The sequence below is a fragment of the Escherichia sp. HH091_1A genome (assembly GCF_030295175.1).
Taxonomy (GTDB): domain Bacteria; phylum Pseudomonadota; class Gammaproteobacteria; order Enterobacterales; family Enterobacteriaceae; genus Escherichia; species Escherichia coli_F.
The window spans coordinates 3,559,720-3,580,231 of record NZ_AP025747.1 but is presented as its reverse complement, the minus strand read 5'-3'; the positions used below and the strand labels follow the sequence as shown (position 1 = coordinate 3,580,231).

The window sequence follows — 20,512 nt, the reverse complement described above, 5'->3', positions numbered from 1 at the left end:
GGTTAGTCGCTGGTTGCATGATGACTTGCCTCCAGCGACGGAGTTGACACTGAATGGCGACGTACCAGCGTCGGACTAAAGACATTAGTGATTTCCGGGAGAGGGCGATTATCAGCCAGCGCCAAAGCCAGTTCGGCAGCCTGGGTCGCCATCGTCACGATTGGGTAACGCACGGTGGTCAGACGCGGGCGCACATAGCGTGACACCAGCACATCATCAAAGCCAATTAACGAAATCTCACCCGGTACTTCAATACCATTATCATTGAGAACGCCCATCGCACCCGCCGCCATTGAATCGTTATAACAGGCTACCGCAGTGAAATTCCTTCCGCGTCCCAAAAGCTCGGTCATTGCCTGTTCGCCGCCGCTTTCGTCTGGTTCGCCAAATGTCACCAGCCGGTCATTGGCCGGAATACCACTTTCAGCAAGGGCATCGTAATACCCTTGCAGACGATCTTCGGCGTCAGAAATAGAGTGGTTAGAGCACAGATAACCAATGCGGGTATGACCTTGCTGAATTAAATGACGCGTTGCCAGCCAGGCACCGTAACGATCGTCCAGAGCAATACAACGGTTTTCAAAGCCAGGCAGGATACGGTTGATCAGCACCATACCGGGCATTTGTTTCATTAATGAGGCTAAATCGGCATCCGGGATCATTTTGGCATGGACAACCAGCGCAGCACAGCGGTGGCGGATCAGTTGCTCAATGGCCTGACGCTCTTTTTGTTCGTTGTGGTAACCGTTGCCAATCAATAAAAAATTACCAGTGTGATAAGCCACCTGTTCGACCGCTTTCACCATTGCACCGAAAAACGGATCGGAAACATCACCAACGACCAGACCGACCGTTTCAGTGGTCTGTTGCGCCAGCGCACGGGCGTTGGCGTTCGGGTGATAATTAAGAGACTCCATTGCACTATGCACAGCCAGCCGGGAGGCTTCGCTGGCTTTGGGTGAATTATTAATGACGCGGGAAACGGTGGCGACTGAAACGCCTGCCAGTCGGGCTACATCCTTTATGGTCGCCATGAAAATACCTTAGTGGGTAAACGCTTACATTCTGTCAGTGTTACGGAAAATACCTGTTGGTTCAAGTGGCGACGTGTTTTCATCGTGGGAATGTGAGCCAAACGCAAATAAATAAGACAAAAAAAGAGATTGCAAACCTTTGGTTACACTTTGCGAAACGCTGTTGCGATTGACCGCTGGTGGCGTTTGGCTTCAGGTTGCTAAAGTGGTGGTCCCAGAGGTATTGATAGGTGAAGTCAACTTCGGGTTGAGCACATGAATTACACCAGCCTGCGCAGATGCGCAGGTTTTTTTTTGCCGGCCATCAATCTGTAACAGTAACCGACAATTTACACACCTCGTTGCATTTCCCTTCATTCCTTTGCGTTTTCTCGCTGGCGAAGAGTCGTTGTGCAGACCACAATCAAGATCCCAGAGGTATTGATTGGTGAGATTATTCGGTACGCTCTTCGTACCCTGTCTCTTGCACCAACCTGCGCGGATGCGCAGGTTTTTTTTCGCACCTAATTTACTGTCGCTCGCGTTCTTTATCTCGTGTAATCTCCCTCCATTCGCTTTTACTGAATCAGAGCAAAGGGAGTTGGAATGCTTTTTAGCTTTTTTCGAAATTTGTGCCGTGTTTTGTATCGCGTTCGCGTTACGGGTGACACCAAGGCACTGAAGGGCGAGCGCGTTCTAATTACGCCTAATCACGTCTCTTTTATTGATGGCATACTGCTGGCATTGTTTTTACCCGTACGTCCGGTATTTGCCGTTTACACCTCAATAAGCCAACAGTGGTATATGCGTTGGCTGAAATCATTTATCGACTTTGTTCCTCTCGACCCGACGCAACCTATGGCGATTAAACATCTGGTACGTCTGGTGGAACAGGGCCGACCAGTGGTGATTTTCCCTGAAGGACGCATCACCACCACTGGCTCGCTGATGAAAATCTACGATGGCGCGGGTTTTGTCGCGGCGAAGTCTGGTGCAACGGTTATTCCTGTGCGTATTGAAGGGGCGGAACTTACGCACTTCAGCCGCCTGAAAGGTCTGGTTAAACGTCGCTTGTTTCCGCAAATTACTCTGCATATTTTGCCACCAACGCAGGTGGAGATGCCGGATGCGCCGCGTGCCCGTGACCGTCGCAAAATCGCTGGCGAAATGCTGCATCAAATAATGATGGAAGCGCGTATGGCGGTGCGCCCGCGTGAAACGCTGTACGAATCTTTACTGAGCGCAATGTACCGCTTCGGAGCCGGGAAGAAATGTGTCGAAGACGTCAACTTTACCCCAGACTCCTATCGCAAATTGCTTACTAAAACGCTGTTTGTTGGACGCATCCTTGAAAAATACAGTGTTGAAGGCGAACGCATCGGCTTAATGCTGCCCAATGCAGGCATCAGTGCGGCAGTGATTTTTGGGGCCATCGCCCGTCGTCGCATTCCTGCAATGATGAACTACACCGCTGGGGTAAAAGGGCTGACCAGCGCCATTACGGCAGCTGAAATCAAAACCATCTTCACTTCCCGTCAGTTTCTCGATAAAGGCAAACTCTGGCATCTGCCAGAGCAACTTACTCAGGTGCGCTGGGTCTATCTGGAAGATTTAAAAGCGGACGTCACCACTGCTGACAAAATATGGATCTTTGCCCATCTGTTGATGCCGCGTCTGGCCCAGGTAAAACAACAGCCAGAAGAAGAGGCGCTTATCCTCTTTACCTCCGGCTCTGAAGGCCATCCAAAAGGCGTGGTCCATAGCCATAAAAGCATTCTGGCGAACGTCGAGCAGATTAAAACGATTGCCGACTTTACTACCAACGATCGCTTTATGTCGGCGTTACCGCTGTTTCACTCCTTTGGTTTGACAGTAGGCCTGTTTACGCCACTGCTCACAGGCGCAGAAGTGTTTCTTTATCCAAGCCCGCTGCATTACCGCATTGTGCCGGAGCTGGTGTATGACCGCAGTTGCACCGTGTTGTTCGGCACCTCGACTTTCCTCGGTCATTACGCGCGTTTCGCCAACCCATATGACTTCTATCGTCTACGCTATGTGGTGGCAGGCGCAGAAAAACTACAAGAAAGTACTAAACAGCTTTGGCAGGATAAATTTGGCCTGCGCATCCTTGAAGGCTACGGTGTGACCGAATGCGCGCCTGTCGTTTCTATCAACGTACCGATGGCGGCGAAACCCGGTACGGTAGGGCGTATTCTACCAGGAATGGATGCGCGCCTGTTGTCGGTTCCTGGTATCGAAGAGGGCGGACGCCTGCAACTGAAAGGGCCGAACATAATGAACGGCTATCTCCGGGTGGAGAAGCCAGGTGTACTGGAAGTGCCCACCGCCGAGAATGTTCGCGGCGAAATGGAGCGCGGCTGGTATGACACTGGCGATATCGTGCGTTTTGACGAGCAGGGCTTTGTGCAGATTCAGGGCCGCGCAAAACGCTTTGCCAAAATTGCAGGCGAAATGGTGTCGCTGGAAATGGTGGAACAACTGGCACTTGGTGTTTCGCCAGATAAAGTCCATGCCACTGCGATTAAGAGCGATGCCAGCAAAGGCGAGGCACTGGTGCTTTTCACCACAGATAACGAACTGACGCGCGATAAGTTACAACAGTATGCCCGCGAGCACGGCGTGCCGGAGCTTGCTGTACCGCGCGATATTCGCTATCTGAAACAGATGCCATTACTTGGCAGCGGCAAACCTGACTTTGTCACGTTGAAAAGCTGGGTAGACGAAGCGGAACAACACGATGAGTGAGTCAGTGCACACTAACACTTCGTTGTGGTCGAAGGGGATGAAAGCGGTTATCGTGGCGCAGTTTCTCTCTGCGTTTGGCGATAATGCGCTACTGTTTGCCACTCTGGCGTTACTGAAAGCGCAGTTCTATCCGGAGTGGAGCCAGCCCATCCTGCAAATGGTGTTTGTAGGTGCTTACATTCTGTTTGCGCCGTTTGTCGGGCAGGTGGCGGATAGCTTCGCCAAAGGCCGGGTGATGATGTTTGCCAATGGCCTGAAGCTACTGGGCGCAGCCAGTATCTGCTTTGGTATCAATCCGTTTCTCGGCTATACGTTGGTGGGTGTTGGTGCTGCAGCCTATTCACCGGCGAAATACGGTATTCTCGGCGAATTAACCACGGGTAGTAAGTTAGTAAAAGCTAACGGTTTAATGGAAGCGTCTACCATAGCGGCGATTTTGCTCGGTTCCGTAGCTGGTGGTGTTCTGGCTGACTGGCATGTCCTGATCGCCCTGGCCGCATGCGCACTGGCCTACGGTGGTGCGGTCGTTGCCAATATCTACATTCCTAAACTGGCGGCGGCGCGTCCGGGGCAGTCCTGGAATCTCATCAGCATGACCCGCAGTTTCCTGAATGCCTGCACATCGCTATGGCGCAATGGTGAAACGCGTTTTTCGTTGGTGGGTACCAGTTTATTCTGGGGAGCGGGTGTCACGCTGCGTTTCCTGTTGGTGCTGTGGGTACCGGTGGCGCTGGGTATTACCGATAACGCTACGCCCACCTATCTCAACGCGATGGTAGCGATTGGTATCGTGGTTGGCGCAGGTGCGGCAGCGAAGTTGGTTACGCTGGAAACCGTGTCACGCTGTATGCCAGCCGGGATTTTGATTGGCGTGGTGGTACTGATTTTCTCCCTGCAACACGAGCTGCTGCCAGCCTATGCTTTGTTGATGCTGATTGGCGTGCTGGGAGGCTTTTTTGTCGTTCCGCTCAATGCGTTGCTACAGGAGCGGGGTAAAAAAAGCGTCGGGGCGGGGAATGCGATTGCAGTACAAAACCTTGGCGAAAACAGCGCCATGTTGTTGATGCTGGGCATTTACTCGCTGGCGGTAATGGTAGGCATCCCGGTCGTGCCCATTGGCATTGGCTTCGGTGCGCTGTTTGCGCTGGCAATAACGGCGCTGTGGATCTGGCAGCGCCGTCATTAAGCTTTCACCAGATGGCATATTCAGCCATCTGGTGAAGATCACATTCCCGAAGGGTGCATACCTTTCGGATACTTCACGCTGTATGAGAATGGCAGACTCACGTTCTCTTTGCCTGACAGTTTCAGCGTCCAGGACAGTTCACCCGTTTTCGCATCAAACTGTGCCTGGCCATATTGCATTTTTTCCACCGTAATATCACTGTTAGCACTGACTGGGATCTGGTCGAGTAGAGTGATATCCACCGCTTCGCCGTAGCTGTTCTTTACATTGAGGGTGTAACTGAAGTTGCGTACCGCGCTGTCGTTAAAGATAGATAACGCATTCTCTTTTTTGAGTACGGCTTTACGCTGAATAATCAGCTTAGGATCGCGGTTAAGTTGAATATCCAGCGACTTACCATCTTCTGGCGGCTGCAAATAGCCCACGCCGGTACGGTTGTTACCAAAGAAGATCTGACTTTCGCCGGGGATTAAATTTAACTGTTCCCACTCTTTAATTTGCACCTGGAGATACGCGTCATTACTGATCTTCGGAATAGCAAAGAAGCGATATTTACCGCTGACCGACTCTTCCTTAATGACCACCGTGCGCGCGGTATTATCGCTGTCGATTTGCCACGGCAGCGAAAGCGCATAGCGGACATTTTGCGCAGTGAAACTTTCTGGTCGAGCCGAAGCTGGCACTGCCTGTTCGACATACTTGCGCCCGGCTTGTCGCTCCCTTGTTTTTTGCATCTCTGCCTTCAGGGTTTTCTGCAATTCTGAGGCATCCTGGTTAGACGAATATTCCGAACGCTGTTCCATCACGGGTGATGCTGAAAGCGAGCCGCTTACACCACCATACTCCGGAACATCCACATACAGGGTTTCCAGGTGTGGCAACGTAAGATGAGTATCAGGTTCACTGGTCGAGAGCACGAGATTAACGCCTTTCCAGGGCAACCCCGTATACTGGCGAATATTAGCCTTGTAAACCAGACGCAGCGGCTGGTTTATGGCAGTGGCGTGAATATCATAGATCGGCGTCCAGGTAGCATCAGGGGTCATATAATGCACCACCGCTTTCGCAGTGACGGCTTTTGGGGCATAGACCTTAGCGATGATAACCTGCGGATCATCGGCTGCCTCTGAATCACCGTTACTCATACTCTCTCGTTGCTCCAGCTTTTCAATTTCAAGCTGGTTATCAGCAAGTTTCTGCGTCAACTCATTGTCGGCTCGTAATAACTCACCATTTTTCTCTTTCACCATTTGCAGATACTTGCCAACTTCGGCGGCACTTTTATTTGTTAATGTGCTATTTGCCTCTAATACCTTAATTTGAGCCGCGATATTGTTTTTCTCGGCGGTCAGTTTTGCCTGTTCCACCTTTGCTGCTTTTAACTGTTGCTGAATATCTGACGGCAGTGCATTCGGCTGTATTTCCATTAGCGCGATACGTGAGGAAAGCACCGTCACTCCGTTATCGATAGAAATGGCGATGCTGTCGTCGGTTACTGAATTGGCGATATTAGTAAAGATAATTTCGCTTTCACCTGCCGGTAAGTTGAGTATCTCTTCACCTTGCAGGCTGGCACCATGCAGATAAACAGTGACGTCTTTAAGTGTTAACGGTTGGGTTACCTGCGCCCCCCAAGCGGAGGACAGACACCCGGTAAGCAACATGGCGAGGGGAATAGGTTTGAAAATCAACATGGTTATCCTTAACAATGGGCACAGACATTGAAACGCGCGCTGGCGTTGACCAAAAGAGTCTATTGCGCTTTGTCAGGAAAGATGCGGCGAAAAGTAGTGAATATATTCTGAAAAGTGGGGAAAAGAGACGCCTGGTGCAAAACACCAGGCGAAAGGATCACGGTGCCGGATAAGTATAAACCTGATGCACCGCTTCAATTTCAGCTAATACGTCTTCGCTTAACTCCAGATGCAAACTTTCGACGTTAGTTTTCAGCTGCTCCATCGTGGTTGCGCCCAGCAGAGTGCTGGCAACAAACGGTTGACGGCGTACAAAAGCGAGCGCCATCTGAGCAGGATCCAGGCCATGACGTCTGGCGATATCAACATACGCCGCGACGGCTTTTTGCGTTTGCTCACCGCTATAGCGAGTGAAGCGGCTAAAGAGCGTATTACGTGCGCCAGCAGGTTTTGCACCGTTGAGGTATTTCCCGGTCAGCGTGCCGAAACCCAGACACGAATAGGCCAGCAGCTCAACCCCTTCATACTGGCTGACTTCTGCCAGACCCACTTCAAAACTGCGGTTTAACAGACTGTAGGGGTTCTGAATGGTGACAATACGCGGCAGATCGTGTTTGTCCGCCAGATGCAGGTAACGCATTACGCCAAATGCAGTTTCATTCGATACGCCGATATAACGAATTTTCCCCGCGCGTTGGTACTCTGCCAGTGCGTCCAGCGTATCCAGCAGCGAAACCGCAGGGGCAGAATCTGTCCAGCTATAACCGAGTTTGCCGAAGCAGTTGGTTGGGCGCTGCGGCCAGTGCACCTGATAAAGATCGAGGTAATCAGTCTGCAGGCGCTTGAGGCTGTCATGCAGAGCTTCGCGGATATTCTTCCGATCCAGCGCCTGATCCGGGCGGATGCCCTTGTCATTATTGCGCGACGGTCCGCTCACTTTGGAAGCGATAATTAACTTTTCGCGGCTGCCATGTTTTGCCAGCCAGTTACCGACGTAGGTTTCGGTTAACCCTTGCGTTTCGGGGCGCGGCGGCACTGGGTACATTTCGGCAACGTCGATAAGGTTAATGCCCTGAGCGACGGCATAGTCGAGTTGTGCGTGGGCGTCGGCTTCGCTGTTCTGTTCACCAAACGTCATCGTGCCAAGCCCCAGCGTGCTGACTTCCAGCGAACTGTGGGGTATACGGTGATATTGCATAGCCGTTTCCTTTTTATAATCACGACATAAGGAATATAAAAATGGCAGAGGGAAGGGAAAAGGGAAAGCGAAAAATCTTAAGGCCAGCCGGATGCTGACCTTATTTTTTAACGTTCAATAATTTGCGAAACATCATCACGGTTAATTTGCATCGCGTTACCTTGCTGATCGTGATAACTCACCAGCCCGGTATCATCATCAATTTCAGGTTTTCCATCGGTCAAAATCATACGGCCATCTTTGGTCGCCATGACGTAATCACTGGAACACCCGGAAACAGCAAACGCCAGTCCGACTGCAGAAATTATTACTGCCCATTTTTTCATCCGGTTATCCTCATTTGGCCCACCTATGATAATAGTCTTTTTATAAACCGACGTTATATATCTTGAAAGCAGGAAAATCTTAAACTGTGAGGGTAACAGGAGTGAGTACGCTCTCCTGCAGGAGAGCGTACGGAGTATCAGAGCGGATTCTTTTTGTTGCGAATCAGGTTGAGGCTTTCAACCGCAATAGAGAAGAACATCGCGAAGTAGATGTAACCTTTCGGTACGTGGATGTCGAAACTTTCCAGAATCAGGGTAAAGCCCACCAGAATCAGGAAAGAGAGCGCCAGCATTTTTACCGAAGGATGGCGTTCGACAAAATCACCAATCGAGCGCGCGGCAAACATCATCACGCCTACGGCAATCACCACGGCTGCCATCATAATAAACAGGTGATCTGACAGACCCACAGCGGTAATCACCGAGTCGAGGCTGAAGATAATATCCAGCAGCATAATCTGCACGATAGCGCCGAGGAATGATGAAACGCGTGTTTTCAGCCCTTCTTCTTCACCTTCGATGGATTCGTGGATTTCCTTGCTGGCTTTCCAGATAAGGAACAGACCTCCCAGCAGCAGAATCAAATCACGGGCGGAAATTTCCTGACTGAATATTGTAAAAAGTGGATTCGTCAGGCGCGTTACCCAGGCTATTGACGCCAGCAGCGCCAGACGCATAACCATGGCTCCCGCCAACCCCAGACGGCGCGCATGTGCACGTTGTGCCGTGGGGAGCTTTGCCACCACCAGAGAAAGGAAAATAATATTGTCGATCCCAAGAACGATCTCCAGCAGCGTCAGCGTACCGAGCGCAAGCCAGGCGTTAGGATCGGTTATCCATGCAAATAACATCTAAAAAGCCCTGCCAAAAAAATGAAGCGGTAATTATATGCCCGGAAAGCGGCAGGTCAAAGCGATGGCTACCGGATCAGAAAATGACGGGCCAGTAGCGCACTGGTGAAATTCTTCTTCAAATAAAAGCCACGCGGCAGCGTCAGAATCCGTTCGCCCCGGGCACCAATGGCTTCGGTAAGCGCTTTCGCATTCGCTGCTTTCGGGCGTATCTGTAAATACTCCCCGTGACGAGCGGTGATCCGCTCAACCTGACCGAGAACAATCATATCCATTAATTCTTCCCAGTCTTCGCGCAGTTGCCGGTCTTCCTCTTCATTCGGGCTCCATAGCAATGGTGATCCTACGCGACGCTGCGCCAGCGGGATGCTGCGCTCGCCTTCAACCGGTATCCACAGCACGCGTTTGAGCTTGTGGCGCACGTGGCTGGTTTCCCAGGTCACCCCGCTATTACCCGTTAACGGGGCAACACAAACGAATGTTGTTTCCAGCGGACGACCAAGACTATCCACAGGGATAGTTTTAAGTTCCACGCCCAGAGCAGCAAAATCTTGCTCAGGTTTACTCCCTGCGCTGGCACCTAGCCAGATCTCCAGTAACACGCCAATCCAGCCCTTATCGCGTTTTAAATTCTCCGGCGTCACCAGCCCAGCAAGTGCCGCCAGTTCTCCCAATGTATAACCAGAAAGTTGTTGTGCTTGCGCTAACAATTGTTCTTCAGTTTCGGGAGGAGAGAGCAGTGGGCGAGGTTGGGACATGTCATGATACCTTGGTTAAAAAACAAACAGCACTTCTGTGCCGAATATTCGCAGTGTAACTTTTTCCACATGCGTTGTTCAATTCTCTGATTTATATTGCTTTTTAGGTGTCGGATAATCCAGTTGCGCAACACTGCAACGGGTTTTCCAAATCTGGTCACTGAAAATAAACAGGATCTTACACCATGTTATCCACAGAAAGCTGGGATAACTGTGAAAAACCTCCACTACTGTTTCCATTTACAGCCTTGACGTGCGACGAAACTCCAGTTTTTAGTGGTTCAGTGCTTAACTTAGTGGCACATTCTGTGGATAAATACGGCGTTGGTTGATCTTTCGCCAACCTGTAAATGAGAGGTGTGACCTGGGTCACGAATTACTCCTTTTTATTACTTAAATTACATGTAATGCATTGACTAATAATGATTATTTTAAAATGTCGATATCAGGCTTATTCAGAATGCTCCGGGTTTTCCCGTAGTAATTCCGTAGTTCTTCACAACTCTATCCACAGAAAAGGTGAATAAAAACGGCTATCCACCCCTTCCTCTGTTTATAACTCTGCACATAACTGTGAGTTATTCAATTGTTATTAGTGTGTAATGCCCTGCAGAGAGTGGTTTACCGTCTTCATGGAGTATGAAACAATCATTCGTATATAAAGCTTTATTTTGAGGTAGTCCGGTGATTGATGACGATGGCTACCGCCCAAACGTAGGTATCGTGATTTGTAATCGCCAGGGGCAGGTAATGTGGGCCCGGCGATTTGGTCAGCACTCCTGGCAATTTCCGCAAGGCGGAATCAACCCCGGAGAATCCGCAGAGCAGGCGATGTACCGTGAATTGTTTGAAGAAGTAGGATTAAGCCGCAAAGACGTTCGAATCCTTGCTTCAACGCGTAACTGGTTGCGCTACAAATTACCGAAACGTTTGGTGCGTTGGGACACGAAGCCGGTTTGTATCGGCCAAAAACAAAAATGGTTTCTCTTGCAGCTGGTGAGCGGCGATGCAGAAATCAATATGCAAACCAGCAGTACACCAGAGTTTGATGGCTGGAGATGGGTAAGTTACTGGTATCCGGTCAGACAGGTGGTGTCATTTAAACGTGATGTCTACCGTAGGGTAATGAAAGAGTTCGCGAGTGTTGTGATGGCGCTGCAGGATAATACGCCAAAACCACAAAACGCATCTGCTTATCGACGTAAAAGAGGTTAAGTCACGCCAATTATGCTCACTCGCCTGCGCGAAATAGTCGAAAAGGTAGCCAGCGCACCACGCCTGAATGAGGCGTTAAATATTCTGGTTACCGACATCTGTCTTGCGATGGATACCGAGGTCTGTTCGGTCTACCTGGCCGATCATGACCGACGTTGTTACTACCTGATGGCGACCCGGGGGCTGAAAAAACCACGCGGTCGCACTGTAACGCTTGCGTTTGATGAAGGGATCGTCGGCCTGGTTGGCAGGCTGGCGGAACCGATAAACCTTGCAGATGCGCAAAAGCACCCCAGCTTCAAATACATCCCCTCCGTAAAAGAAGAACGTTTCCGCGCGTTTTTAGGCGTACCAATTATTCAACGTCGCCAGTTGCTTGGTGTACTGGTGGTACAGCAACGAGAGTTGCGCCAGTATGACGAAAGTGAAGAATCCTTCCTGGTGACGCTTGCCACCCAGATGGCAGCGATTCTTTCTCAGTCGCAGTTGACTGCCTTGTTTGGGCAATATCGCCAGACGCGAATCCGTGCATTACCGGCAGCGCCCGGTGTAGCAATTGCCGAAGGCTGGCAGGATGCCACGTTACCTTTAATGGAACAGGTGTATCAGGCATCAACGCTGGATCCGGCTCTGGAACGCGAACGACTGACCGGGGCGCTGGAAGAAGCGGCAAACGAGTTTCGCCGCTACAGCAAACGCTTTGCCGCCGGTGCACAAAAAGAAACGGCGGCTATTTTCGATCTTTACTCGCACCTGCTTTCGGACACCCGGCTGCGTCGCGAATTGTTTGCCGAGGTTGATAAAGGCTCGGTGGCAGAGTGGGCGGTAAAAACGGTCATTGAAAAATTTGCCGAACAGTTTGCCGCGCTAAGCGATAACTATCTCAAAGAGCGGGCTGGCGATTTACGTGCGCTGGGTCAGCGATTGCTGTTTCATCTTGATGACGCTAATCAAGGGCCGAACGCCTGGCCGGAACGTTTCATTCTGGTGGCAGATGAACTGTCAGCGACAACGCTTGCTGAGCTGCCCCAGGATCGCTTAGTCGGTGTTGTCGTGCGAGATGGCGCAGCCAACTCCCATGCTGCGATCATGGTACGTGCGCTGGGGATCCCTACCGTAATGGGCGCGGATATTCAGCCTTCGGTGCTGCATCGTCGGACGTTGATCGTCGATGGTTATCGCGGTGAATTGCTGGTCGATCCGGAGCCGGTACTGCTGCAAGAATATCAGCGGCTAATTAGTGAAGAGATTGAGCTTAGCCGTCTGGCGGAAGATGACGTCAATTTACCCGCCCAGTTAAAAAGCGGCGAGCGCATTAAAGTCATGCTCAATGCCGGTTTAAGCCCAGAACATGAACAAAAACTGGGCAGCCGTATTGATGGCATAGGACTTTATCGCACTGAAATCCCATTCATGCTGCAAAGTGGTTTTCCATCGGAAGAAGAACAGGTGGCGCAGTATCAGGGGATGCTGCAAATGTTTAATGATAAACCCGTCACCTTGCGTACGCTGGATGTCGGAGCTGATAAGCAGCTGCCTTACATGCCGATCAGCGAAGAGAATCCATGCCTGGGTTGGCGTGGGATTCGCATTACGCTCGATCAGCCGGAGATCTTCTTGATTCAGGTGCGGGCGATGCTGCGTGCTAATGCCGCTACGGGCAACCTGAATATTCTGTTGCCGATGGTCACCAGCCTCGATGAAGTTGACGAAGCACGCCGCCTGATTGAACGTGCCGGACGTGAAGTCGAGGAGATGATCGGTTACGAAATTCCCAAACCACGTATCGGCATCATGCTTGAAGTGCCGTCAATGGTATTTATGCTGCCGCATCTGGCAAAGCGGGTCGATTTTATCTCTGTTGGCACCAACGATCTGACTCAATACATCCTGGCCGTTGATCGCAACAATACCCGGGTGGCGAACATTTATGACAGTCTTCATCCTGCAATGTTACGAGCTCTGGCGATGATCGCTCGGGAAGCGGAAATACATGGTATCGATCTCCGTTTGTGCGGTGAAATGGCGGGCGATCCCATGTGCGTGGCAATCCTCATTGGGCTTGGGTATCGCCATCTGTCTATGAACGGACGTTCTGTAGCGCGCGTAAAATACCTGCTGCGGCGCATTGATTATGCCGAAGCAGAAAATCTTGCGCAGCGTAGTCTGGAAGCGCAACTGGCGACCGAAGTTCGCCATCAGGTTGCAGCCTTTATGGAGCGTCGCGGCATGGGCGGGTTGATTCGCGGAGGGTTATAGCGCGGATCATATACATATCTTTTAACGGTATCCGGCAACCAGCCAGGTCCCCTTGTGCTATTATTCGCACCTTTGGAGCGCCTGAAACCTGCGGCGCGCATTTCAATCGCTGTTCTCTTTCAGCGAAATAACAAGAACTTGTGGTGACAGATGACCAGTAGCTATCTGCATTTTCCGGAGTTTGATCCGGTCATTTTCTCAATAGGACCCGTAGCGCTTCACTGGTACGGCCTGATGTATCTGGTGGGTTTCATTTTTGCAATGTGGCTGGCAACACGTCGGGCGAATCGTCCGGGCAGCGGCTGGACCAAAAATGAAGTTGAAAACTTACTCTATGCGGGCTTCCTCGGCGTCTTCCTCGGTGGACGTATTGGTTATGTTCTGTTCTACAACTTCCCGCAGTTTATGGCCGATCCGCTGTATCTTTTCCGTGTCTGGGACGGCGGCATGTCCTTCCACGGCGGCCTGATTGGCGTTATCGTGGTGATGATTATCTTCGCCCGCCGTACTAAACGTTCCTTCTTCCAGGTTTCTGATTTTATCGCACCACTCATTCCGTTTGGTCTTGGTGCCGGGCGTCTGGGCAACTTTATTAACGGTGAATTGTGGGGCCGCGTTGACCCGAACTTCCCGTTTGCCATGCTGTTCCCCGGCTCCCGTACAGAAGATATTTTGCTGCTGCAAACCAACCCGCAGTGGCAATCCATTTTCGACACTTACGGTGTGCTGCCGCGCCACCCATCACAGCTTTACGAGCTGCTGCTGGAAGGTGTGGTGCTGTTTATTATCCTCAACCTGTATATTCGTAAACCGCGCCCAATGGGAGCTGTCTCAGGTTTGTTCCTGATTGGCTACGGCGCGTTTCGCATCATTGTTGAGTTTTTCCGCCAGCCCGACGCGCAGTTTACCGGTGCCTGGGTGCAGTACATCAGCATGGGGCAAATTCTTTCCATCCCGATGATTGTCGCGGGTGTGATCATGATGGTCTGGGCATATCGTCGCAGCCCACAGCAACACGTTTCCTGAGGAACCATGAAACAGTATTTAGAACTGATGCAAAAAGTGCTCGACGAAGGCACACAGAAAAACGACCGTACCGGAACCGGAACGCTTTCCATTTTTGGTCATCAGATGCGTTTTAACCTGCAGGATGGATTCCCGCTGGTGACAACCAAACGTTGCCACCTGCGTTCCATCATCCACGAACTGCTGTGGTTCTTGCAGGGCGACACTAACATTGCTTATCTACACGAAAACAATGTCACCATCTGGGACGAATGGGCCGATGAAAATGGCGACCTCGGTCCGGTGTATGGTAAACAGTGGCGTGCCTGGCCAACGCCAGATGGTCGTCATATTGACCAGATCACTACGGTACTGAACCAGCTGAAAAACGACCCGGATTCCCGCCGCATTATTGTTTCAGCGTGGAACGTTGGTGAACTGGATAAAATGGCGCTGGCACCGTGCCATGCATTCTTCCAGTTCTATGTGGCAGACGGCAAACTCTCTTGCCAGCTTTATCAGCGCTCCTGTGACGTCTTCCTCGGCCTGCCATTTAACATTGCCAGCTATGCGTTACTGGTACATATGATGGCGCAGCAGTGCGATCTGGAAGTGGGTGATTTTGTCTGGACCGGTGGCGACACGCACCTGTACAGCAATCATATGGATCAAACCCATTTGCAATTAAGCCGTGAACCGCGCCCGCTGCCGAAGCTGATTATCAAACGTAAACCTGAATCCATCTTCGACTACCGTTTCGAAGACTTTGAGATTGAAGGCTACGATCCGCATCCGGGCATTAAAGCGCCGGTGGCTATCTAATTACGAAACATCCTGCCAGAGCCGACGCCAGTGTGCGTCGGTTTTTTTTACCCTCCGTTAAATTCTTCGCGACGCCTTCCCGAAATTTTGCAACCTCCTGCAACGGCGTAAATAGTCCGGAAGATGCGCCGAAGAAATAGAAACTGGCCCTCGTCTTTTTTTCTCCTCGCTCCATACTGCCGGCATGAAAACACAACGTGGTTATACGCTGATTGAAACGCTGGTCGCGATGCTGATTCTGGTCATGCTAAGCGCAAGTGGACTCTATGGCTGGCAATACTGGCAGCAGTCGCAACGGCTATGGCAAACCGCCAGCCAGGCGCGGGACTATTTGCTCTATTTACGTGAAGATGCCAACTGGCATAACCGCGACCACAGTATCAGCGTTATCAGGGAGGGGGCGTTATGGTGCCTTGTGAGTTCCGCGGCTGGGGCCAATACCTGTCATGGCAGTTCACCATTGGTCTTTGTGCCTCGCTGGCCCGAAGTCGAAATGAGCGACCTGACACCTTCGCTCACTTTCTTTGGCCTGCGCAATACCGCTTGGGCCGGACATATTCGCTTCAAAAACTCAACGGGAGAGTGGTGGCTGGTGGTTTCGCCGTGGGGAAGACTCCGGCTTTGTCAGCAAGGAGAAACAGAAGGATGCCTGTAAAAGAGCAAGGTTTTTCTTTGCTGGAAGTGTTGATTGCTATGGCGATCAGTAGCGTATTGTTGCTGGGGGCAGCACGCTTTCTGCCTGCGTTACAGCGTGAAAGTTTAACGAGCACCCGTAAGCTGGCGCTGGAAGATGAAATCTGGCTGCGGGTATTTACCGTCGCGAAGCATCTCCAGAGGGCGGGTTATTGTCATGGCAGCTGTACCGGCGAAGGGCTGGAAATTGTCGGACAGGGGGACTGTATCATTGTGCAGTGGGATGCGAACAGTAACGGTATCTGGGATCGCGAACCGGTAAAAGAGTCCGACCAAATTGGATTTCGTCTGAAGGAGCATGTGCTGGAAACGCTACGCGGTGCGACATCCTGTGAAGGTAAGGGCTGGGATAAAGTCACTAATCCGGATGCCATCATTATCGACACTTTTCAGGTTACCCGACAGGATGTCAGCGGTTTCTCGCCGGTGTTGACGGTTAATATGCATGCTGCCAGCAAGGCTGATCCACAAACTGTGGTGGATGCCAGCTATAGCGTGACAGGATTCAACCTGTGAACCGCGAAAAGGGTGTTTCGTCACTGGCTCTGGTCCTTATGCTGCTGGTTTTGGGTAGCTTGCTATTGCAAGGAATGAGTCAGCAGGATCGCAGTTTTGCCTCTCGCGTGAGCATGGAAAGTCAGTCATTGCGCCGCCAGGCCATCGTTCAGTCGACGCTGGAGTGGGGAAAAATGCACGCCTGGCAGACGCAGCCCGCAGTTCAGTGCTTACTGTACGCTGCCACCGGTGCCCGGGTTTGTCTGCGTTTATTGGCAGATAATGAAGCCTTATTGATTGCCGGTTATGAAGGCGTTTCGTTGTGGCGAACAGGCGAAGTCATCGATGGAAACATTGTTTTTTCGCCACGCGGCTGGAGCGATTTTTGTCCGCTGAAAGAGAGGGCGTTATGTCAGCTTCCCTGAAGAATCAACAAGGCTTTAGCCTGCCGGAGGTGATGTTGGCGATGGTGCTGATGGTGATGATTGTCACTGCGTTATCGGGTTTCCAGCGAACATTAATGAACAGTCTTGCCAGTAGAAACCAGTACCAACAGCTCTGGCGGCATGGCTGGCAGCAAACGCAACTGCGCGCGAATTCGCCACCTGCCCACTGGCAGGTCAACCGAATGCAGACATCGCAGGCGGGATGTGTCAGCATCAGCGTTACGCTAGTTTCACCCGGGGGCAGAGAAGGCGAGATGACCCGCCTGCATTGCCCGAATCGTCAGTAGTCAGGAGCCGCTATGTTAAGGGTCTACCATTCCAATCGTCTGGACGTGCTGGAAGCGTTGATGGAGTTTATTGTCGAACGCGAACGGCTGGACGATCCTTTCGAACCAGAGATGATTCTGGTGCAAAGTACCGGTATGGCGCAGTGGCTGCAAATGACCCTGTCGCAAAAGTTTGGTATTGCGGCAAACATTGATTTTCCGCTGCCAGCGAGCTTTATCTGGGATATGTTCGTCCGGGTGTTACCGGAGATACCCAAAGAGAGCGCCTTTAACAAACAGAGCATGAGCTGGAAACTGATGACTCTGCTGCCGCAATTGCTGGATCGCGAAGACTTTACCCTGTTGCGGCATTATCTGACTGACGATAGCGACAAGCGAAAACTGTTCCAGCTTTCCTCTAAAGCGGCGGACCTGTTTGACCAGTATCTGGTCTATCGCCCGGACTGGCTGGCACAGTGGGAAGCCGGGAATCTGGTAGAAGGACTTGGAGAGGCGCAGGCCTGGCAAGCGCCGTTGTGGAAGGCGCTGGTGGAATATACCCATCAACTCGGGCAACCGCGCTGGCACCGCGCCAATCTCTATCAGCGCTTTATCGAAACGCTGGAGTCCGCGACGACCTGCCCGCCGGGGTTACCTTCGCGCGTCTTTATATGCGGTATTTCCGCGTTACCGCCTGTTTATCTCCAGGCGCTACAGGCGCTGGGTAAACATATTGAAATCCATCTCCTGTTTACCAACCCCTGCCGTTATTACTGGGGCGACATTAAAGATCCTGCTTATCTGGCGAAACTGCTGACTCGCCAGCGCCGACACAGTTTTGAAGATCGCGAATTACCGCTATTTCGCGACAGCGAAAATGCCGGGCAGCTCTTTAACAGCGATGGTGAACAGGATGTCGGCAACCCGCTGCTGGCCTCATGGGGCAAGCTTGGGCGCGACTACATTTATCTCCTTTCTGATCTGGAGAGCAGCCAGGAGCTGGACGCTTTTGTCGATGTGACGCCAGATAACCTGCTGCATAACATTCAGTCTGACATTCTGGAACTGGAGAACCGCGCCGTTGCGGGTGTGAACATCGAAGAGTTTTCCCGTAGCGATAACAAACGCCCTCTTGATCCACTGGATAGCAGTATCACCTTCCACGTTTGCCATAGCCCGCAGCGTGAAGTTGAAGTTTTACACGATCGCTTGCTGGCGATGCTGGAGGAAGACCCGACACTGACTCCGCGCGACATCATCGTGATGGTGGCTGATATCGACAGCTACAGTCCGTTTATTCAGGCAGTGTTTGGTAGCGCACCTGCGGATCGTTACCTGCCATACGCCATTTCCGATCGTCGGGCGCGGCAGTCACATCCGGTACTGGAAGCGTTTATCAGCCTGTTATCACTGCCTGACAGCCGATTTGTGTCGGAAGACGTGCTGGCATTACTGGATGTGCCGGTGCTGGCGGCGCGGTTTGACATCACCGAAGAAGGGCTGCGTTATTTACGTCAGTGGGTCAACGAGTCCGGAATTCGTTGGGGGATAGATGACGATAACGTTCGCGAGTTGGAACTCCCCGCCACCGGTCAACACACCTGGCGGTTTGGCCTGACGCGCATGTTGCTGGGCTACGCGATGGAGAGCGCGCAGGGCGAGTGGCAATCGGTTCTGCCTTATGATGAATCGAGTGGCTTAATTGCAGAACTGGTGGGGCACCTGGCTTCACTGCTAATGCAGCTAAACATCTGGCGTCGCGGGCTGGCGCAGGAGCGTCCGCTGGAAGAGTGGTTACCGGTTTGTCGCGATATGCTCAACGCCTTCTTCCTGCCGGATGCGGAAACCGAAGCGGCGATGACGCTGATCGAACAACAATGGCAGGCGATTATCGCCGAAGGTTTAGGTGCGCAGTATGGCGACGCGGTGCCGTTGTCACTATTGCGTGATGAACTGGCACAACGTCTGGATCAGGAACGTATCAGCCAGCGTTTTCTCGCCGGGCCGGTTAACATTTGTACTCTGATGCCAATGCGTTCCATCCCATTCAGAGTGGTGTGCCTGCTGGGAATGAACGACGGCGTTTACCCACGCCAGCTTGCGCCATTGGGCTTTGACCTGATGAGTCAGAAACCGAAGCGTGGCGACCGTAGCCGTCGCGATGACGACCGCTATCTGTTCCTGGAAGCGTTAATTTCCGCGCAGCAAAAACTCTATATCAGCTATATCGGGCGTTCCATTCAGGATAACAGTGAACGTTTCCCGTCGGTACTGGTGCAGGAACTGATCGACTACATCGGGCAAAGCCATTATCTACCGGGCGATGAAGCGCTCAACTGTGATGAAAGCGAGGCAAGGGTAAAAGCGCATCTTACTTGCCTCCATACCCGAATGCCGTTTGATCCGCAAAACTACCAGCCAGGCGAACGACAAAGTTATGCTCGTGAATGGCTACCTGCGGCCAGCCAGGCTGGTAAAGCACATTCTGAATTTGTTCAGCCGCTGCCGTTTACCTTACCGGAAACCGTGCCGCTGGAAACGCTACAACGATTCTGGGCACATCCGGTGCGGGCATTTTTCCAGATGCGTTTGCAGGTGAACTTCCGTACCGAAGACAGCGAAATCCCCGACACCGAGCCATTTATTCTGGAAGGGCTTAGCCGTTATCAAATCAATCAGCAGTTATTGAATGCACTGGTTGAGCAGGATGATGCCGAACGCTTGTTCCGTCGCTTCCGGGCGGCAGGAGATTTACCGTATGGCGCTTTTGGTGAAATTTTCTGGGAAACACAGTGCCAGGAGATGCAGCAGCTTGCCGACAGAGTCATTGCCTGTCGCCAACCGGGGCAAAGTATGGAAATTGATCTCGCCTGCAACGGTGTGCAAATAACGGGTTGGTTGCCGCAGGTGCAGCCGGATGGCCTGTTACGCTGGCGTCCCTCTTTATTAAGTGTGGCGCAGGGAATGCAACTTTGGCTGGAACACCTTGTCTACTGTGCCAGCGGTGGTAATGGTGAAAGTCGCCTTTTTCTACGCAAAGACGGCGAGTGGCGTTTTCCGCCGCTTGCAGCCGAACAGGCTTTACATTACCTCTCAGAACTGATTGAGGGGTATCGTGAAGGGATGTCCACGCCGCTGCTGGTGTTACCTGAAAGTGGCGGCGCGTGGCTAAAAACCTGTTATGACGCGCAAAACGATGCCATGCTGGATGACGATTCCACGTTGCAGAAAGCCCGTACGAAATTCCTTCAGGCTTACGAAGGCAACATGATGGTGCGTGGAGAAGGTGATGATATCTGGTATCAACGGCTCTGGCGGCAATTAACACCAGAGACAATGGAAGCCATCGTTGAACAGTCGCAACGTTTCCTGTTACCGCTGTTTCGCTTTAATCAGTCATGAGTGCTGTATAAAAATTGCGCAATTCATCTGCTTACTTTATGATGCGCACCAGTCACGGACTGATGGTTATATAGACATAGGCTGACTCGTGCAGCACAAGATTAAATTCTGCCGGAT

General features: G+C 51.7%; 18 protein-coding genes. 12 read left to right on the top strand and 6 right to left on the bottom strand.

Annotation, left to right across the window (positions count from 1 at the left end):
- Positions 1-2: 2 nt before the first annotated feature.
- Complete coding sequence (gene galR / locus QUF14_RS18020; protein ID WP_000201034.1) at positions 3-1,034, bottom strand: HTH-type transcriptional regulator GalR; 1,032 nt, start codon at positions 1,032-1,034, stop codon at positions 3-5.
- Between the two features lie 585 nt (positions 1,035-1,619).
- Between galR and aas the strand changes: the two genes are divergently transcribed.
- Complete coding sequence (gene aas, locus QUF14_RS18015; RefSeq protein WP_000899019.1) at positions 1,620-3,779, top strand: bifunctional acyl-ACP--phospholipid O-acyltransferase/long-chain-fatty-acid--ACP ligase; 2,160 nt, start codon at positions 1,620-1,622, stop codon at positions 3,777-3,779.
- On the top strand, positions 3,772-4,965 hold the full coding sequence (gene lplT, locus QUF14_RS18010; protein WP_000004604.1) for a lysophospholipid transporter LplT: 1,194 nt from the start codon (positions 3,772-3,774) through the stop codon (positions 4,963-4,965). Before aas ends, lplT begins: the two co-directional genes overlap by 8 nt.
- A 38-nt stretch (positions 4,966-5,003) precedes the next feature.
- On the opposite strand, the gene QUF14_RS18005 is transcribed toward lplT, so the two are convergent.
- The 5 genes from QUF14_RS18005 to mutH form a co-directional block, all read right to left on the bottom strand.
- Entirely contained in the window at positions 5,004-6,659 is a 1,656-nt protein-coding gene (locus QUF14_RS18005; RefSeq protein ID WP_000904521.1) for a DUF4139 domain-containing protein, read from the bottom strand.
- Between the two features lie 157 nt (positions 6,660-6,816).
- The gene (locus tag QUF14_RS18000; RefSeq protein WP_001199299.1) at positions 6,817-7,857 is read right to left on the bottom strand and encodes an NADP(H)-dependent aldo-keto reductase; all 1,041 of its coding nucleotides are present in this window, start codon (positions 7,855-7,857) and stop codon (positions 6,817-6,819) included.
- Positions 7,858-7,964: 107 nt separating this feature from the next.
- Positions 7,965-8,183 (bottom strand): lipoprotein YgdR, encoded by a 219-nt coding sequence (gene ygdR, locus QUF14_RS17995; protein WP_000758655.1) that lies wholly within the window; start codon positions 8,181-8,183, stop codon positions 7,965-7,967.
- 137 nt (positions 8,184-8,320) lie between these two features.
- Complete coding sequence (locus tag QUF14_RS17990) at positions 8,321-9,034, bottom strand: TerC family protein (RefSeq protein WP_000895624.1); 714 nt, start codon at positions 9,032-9,034, stop codon at positions 8,321-8,323.
- Between the two features lie 68 nt (positions 9,035-9,102).
- On the bottom strand, positions 9,103-9,792 hold the full coding sequence (gene mutH, locus QUF14_RS17985) for a DNA mismatch repair endonuclease MutH (protein ID WP_000082189.1): 690 nt from the start codon (positions 9,790-9,792) through the stop codon (positions 9,103-9,105).
- 185 nt (positions 9,793-9,977) lie between these two features.
- Between mutH and ygdT the strand changes: the two genes are divergently transcribed.
- The 10 genes from ygdT (at position 9,978) to recC (ending at position 20,395) form a co-directional block, all read left to right on the top strand.
- Positions 9,978-10,124, top strand: a complete 147-nt coding sequence (ygdT, locus tag QUF14_RS17980) for a protein YgdT (RefSeq protein WP_269218580.1) — start codon at positions 9,978-9,980, stop codon at positions 10,122-10,124.
- Positions 10,125-10,476: 352 nt separating this feature from the next.
- Entirely contained in the window at positions 10,477-11,007 is a 531-nt protein-coding gene (gene rppH, locus QUF14_RS17975; RefSeq protein ID WP_000564486.1) for an RNA pyrophosphohydrolase, read from the top strand.
- Positions 11,008-11,019: 12 nt separating this feature from the next.
- Positions 11,020-13,266, top strand: coding sequence for a phosphoenolpyruvate--protein phosphotransferase (gene ptsP / locus QUF14_RS17970; protein ID WP_000957918.1), 2,247 nt, complete (start codon positions 11,020-11,022; stop codon positions 13,264-13,266).
- A gap of 150 nt (positions 13,267-13,416) precedes the next feature.
- Positions 13,417-14,292: a prolipoprotein diacylglyceryl transferase gene (gene lgt, locus QUF14_RS17965; RefSeq protein WP_000204658.1), complete on the top strand. Its 876-nt coding sequence runs from the start codon at positions 13,417-13,419 to the stop codon at positions 14,290-14,292.
- Positions 14,293-14,298: 6 nt separating this feature from the next.
- Positions 14,299-15,093 carry a thymidylate synthase gene (gene thyA, locus QUF14_RS17960; protein WP_000816232.1) on the top strand — a complete coding sequence of 265 codons (795 nt, stop codon included), beginning with the start codon at positions 14,299-14,301 and terminating at the stop codon, positions 15,091-15,093.
- Positions 15,094-15,277: 184 nt separating this feature from the next.
- Positions 15,278-15,748, top strand: a complete 471-nt coding sequence (locus QUF14_RS17955) for a prepilin peptidase-dependent protein (RefSeq protein ID WP_000857046.1) — start codon at positions 15,278-15,280, stop codon at positions 15,746-15,748.
- Positions 15,739-16,302, top strand: coding sequence for a prepilin peptidase-dependent protein (locus QUF14_RS17950; RefSeq protein WP_001144320.1), 564 nt, complete (start codon positions 15,739-15,741; stop codon positions 16,300-16,302). Before QUF14_RS17955 ends, QUF14_RS17950 begins: the two co-directional genes overlap by 10 nt.
- A complete protein-coding gene (locus QUF14_RS17945) occupies positions 16,299-16,706 on the top strand; it encodes a DUF2509 family protein (protein WP_001078401.1) in 408 nt (135 codons plus the stop codon). Before QUF14_RS17950 ends, QUF14_RS17945 begins: the two co-directional genes overlap by 4 nt.
- Positions 16,691-17,014: a prepilin-type N-terminal cleavage/methylation domain-containing protein gene (locus tag QUF14_RS17940; RefSeq protein WP_001276462.1), complete on the top strand. Its 324-nt coding sequence runs from the start codon at positions 16,691-16,693 to the stop codon at positions 17,012-17,014. Before QUF14_RS17945 ends, QUF14_RS17940 begins: the two co-directional genes overlap by 16 nt.
- Positions 17,015-17,026: 12 nt before the next feature.
- Positions 17,027-20,395 (top strand): exodeoxyribonuclease V subunit gamma, encoded by a 3,369-nt coding sequence (gene recC / locus QUF14_RS17935; protein ID WP_000946851.1) that lies wholly within the window; start codon positions 17,027-17,029, stop codon positions 20,393-20,395.
- Positions 20,396-20,512 lie beyond the last annotated feature (117 nt).

Bases quoted from the DNA above. Each gene is read 5' to 3' on its own strand.
- galR (WP_000201034.1), bottom strand. From the start codon at position 1,034: ATGGCGACCATAAAGGATGTAGCCCGACTGGCAGGCGTTTCAGTCGCC.
- aas (WP_000899019.1), top strand. From the start codon at position 1,620: ATGCTTTTTAGCTTTTTTCGAAATTTGTGCCGTGTTTTGTATCGCGTT.
- lplT (WP_000004604.1), top strand. From the start codon at position 3,772: ATGAGTGAGTCAGTGCACACTAACACTTCGTTGTGGTCGAAGGGGATG.
- QUF14_RS18005 (WP_000904521.1), bottom strand. From the start codon at position 6,659: ATGTTGATTTTCAAACCTATTCCCCTCGCCATGTTGCTTACCGGGTGT.
- QUF14_RS18000 (WP_001199299.1), bottom strand. From the start codon at position 7,857: ATGCAATATCACCGTATACCCCACAGTTCGCTGGAAGTCAGCACGCTG.
- ygdR (WP_000758655.1), bottom strand. From the start codon at position 8,183: ATGAAAAAATGGGCAGTAATAATTTCTGCAGTCGGACTGGCGTTTGCT.
- QUF14_RS17990 (WP_000895624.1), bottom strand. From the start codon at position 9,034: ATGTTATTTGCATGGATAACCGATCCTAACGCCTGGCTTGCGCTCGGT.
- mutH (WP_000082189.1), bottom strand. From the start codon at position 9,792: ATGTCCCAACCTCGCCCACTGCTCTCTCCTCCCGAAACTGAAGAACAA.
- ygdT (WP_269218580.1), top strand. From the start codon at position 9,978: ATGTTATCCACAGAAAGCTGGGATAACTGTGAAAAACCTCCACTACTG.
- ptsP (WP_000957918.1), top strand. From the start codon at position 11,020: ATGCTCACTCGCCTGCGCGAAATAGTCGAAAAGGTAGCCAGCGCACCA.
- lgt (WP_000204658.1), top strand. From the start codon at position 13,417: ATGACCAGTAGCTATCTGCATTTTCCGGAGTTTGATCCGGTCATTTTC.
- thyA (WP_000816232.1), top strand. From the start codon at position 14,299: ATGAAACAGTATTTAGAACTGATGCAAAAAGTGCTCGACGAAGGCACA.
- QUF14_RS17955 (WP_000857046.1), top strand. From the start codon at position 15,278: ATGAAAACACAACGTGGTTATACGCTGATTGAAACGCTGGTCGCGATG.
- QUF14_RS17950 (WP_001144320.1), top strand. From the start codon at position 15,739: ATGCCTGTAAAAGAGCAAGGTTTTTCTTTGCTGGAAGTGTTGATTGCT.
- QUF14_RS17940 (WP_001276462.1), top strand. From the start codon at position 16,691: ATGTCAGCTTCCCTGAAGAATCAACAAGGCTTTAGCCTGCCGGAGGTG.
- recC (WP_000946851.1), top strand. From the start codon at position 17,027: ATGTTAAGGGTCTACCATTCCAATCGTCTGGACGTGCTGGAAGCGTTG.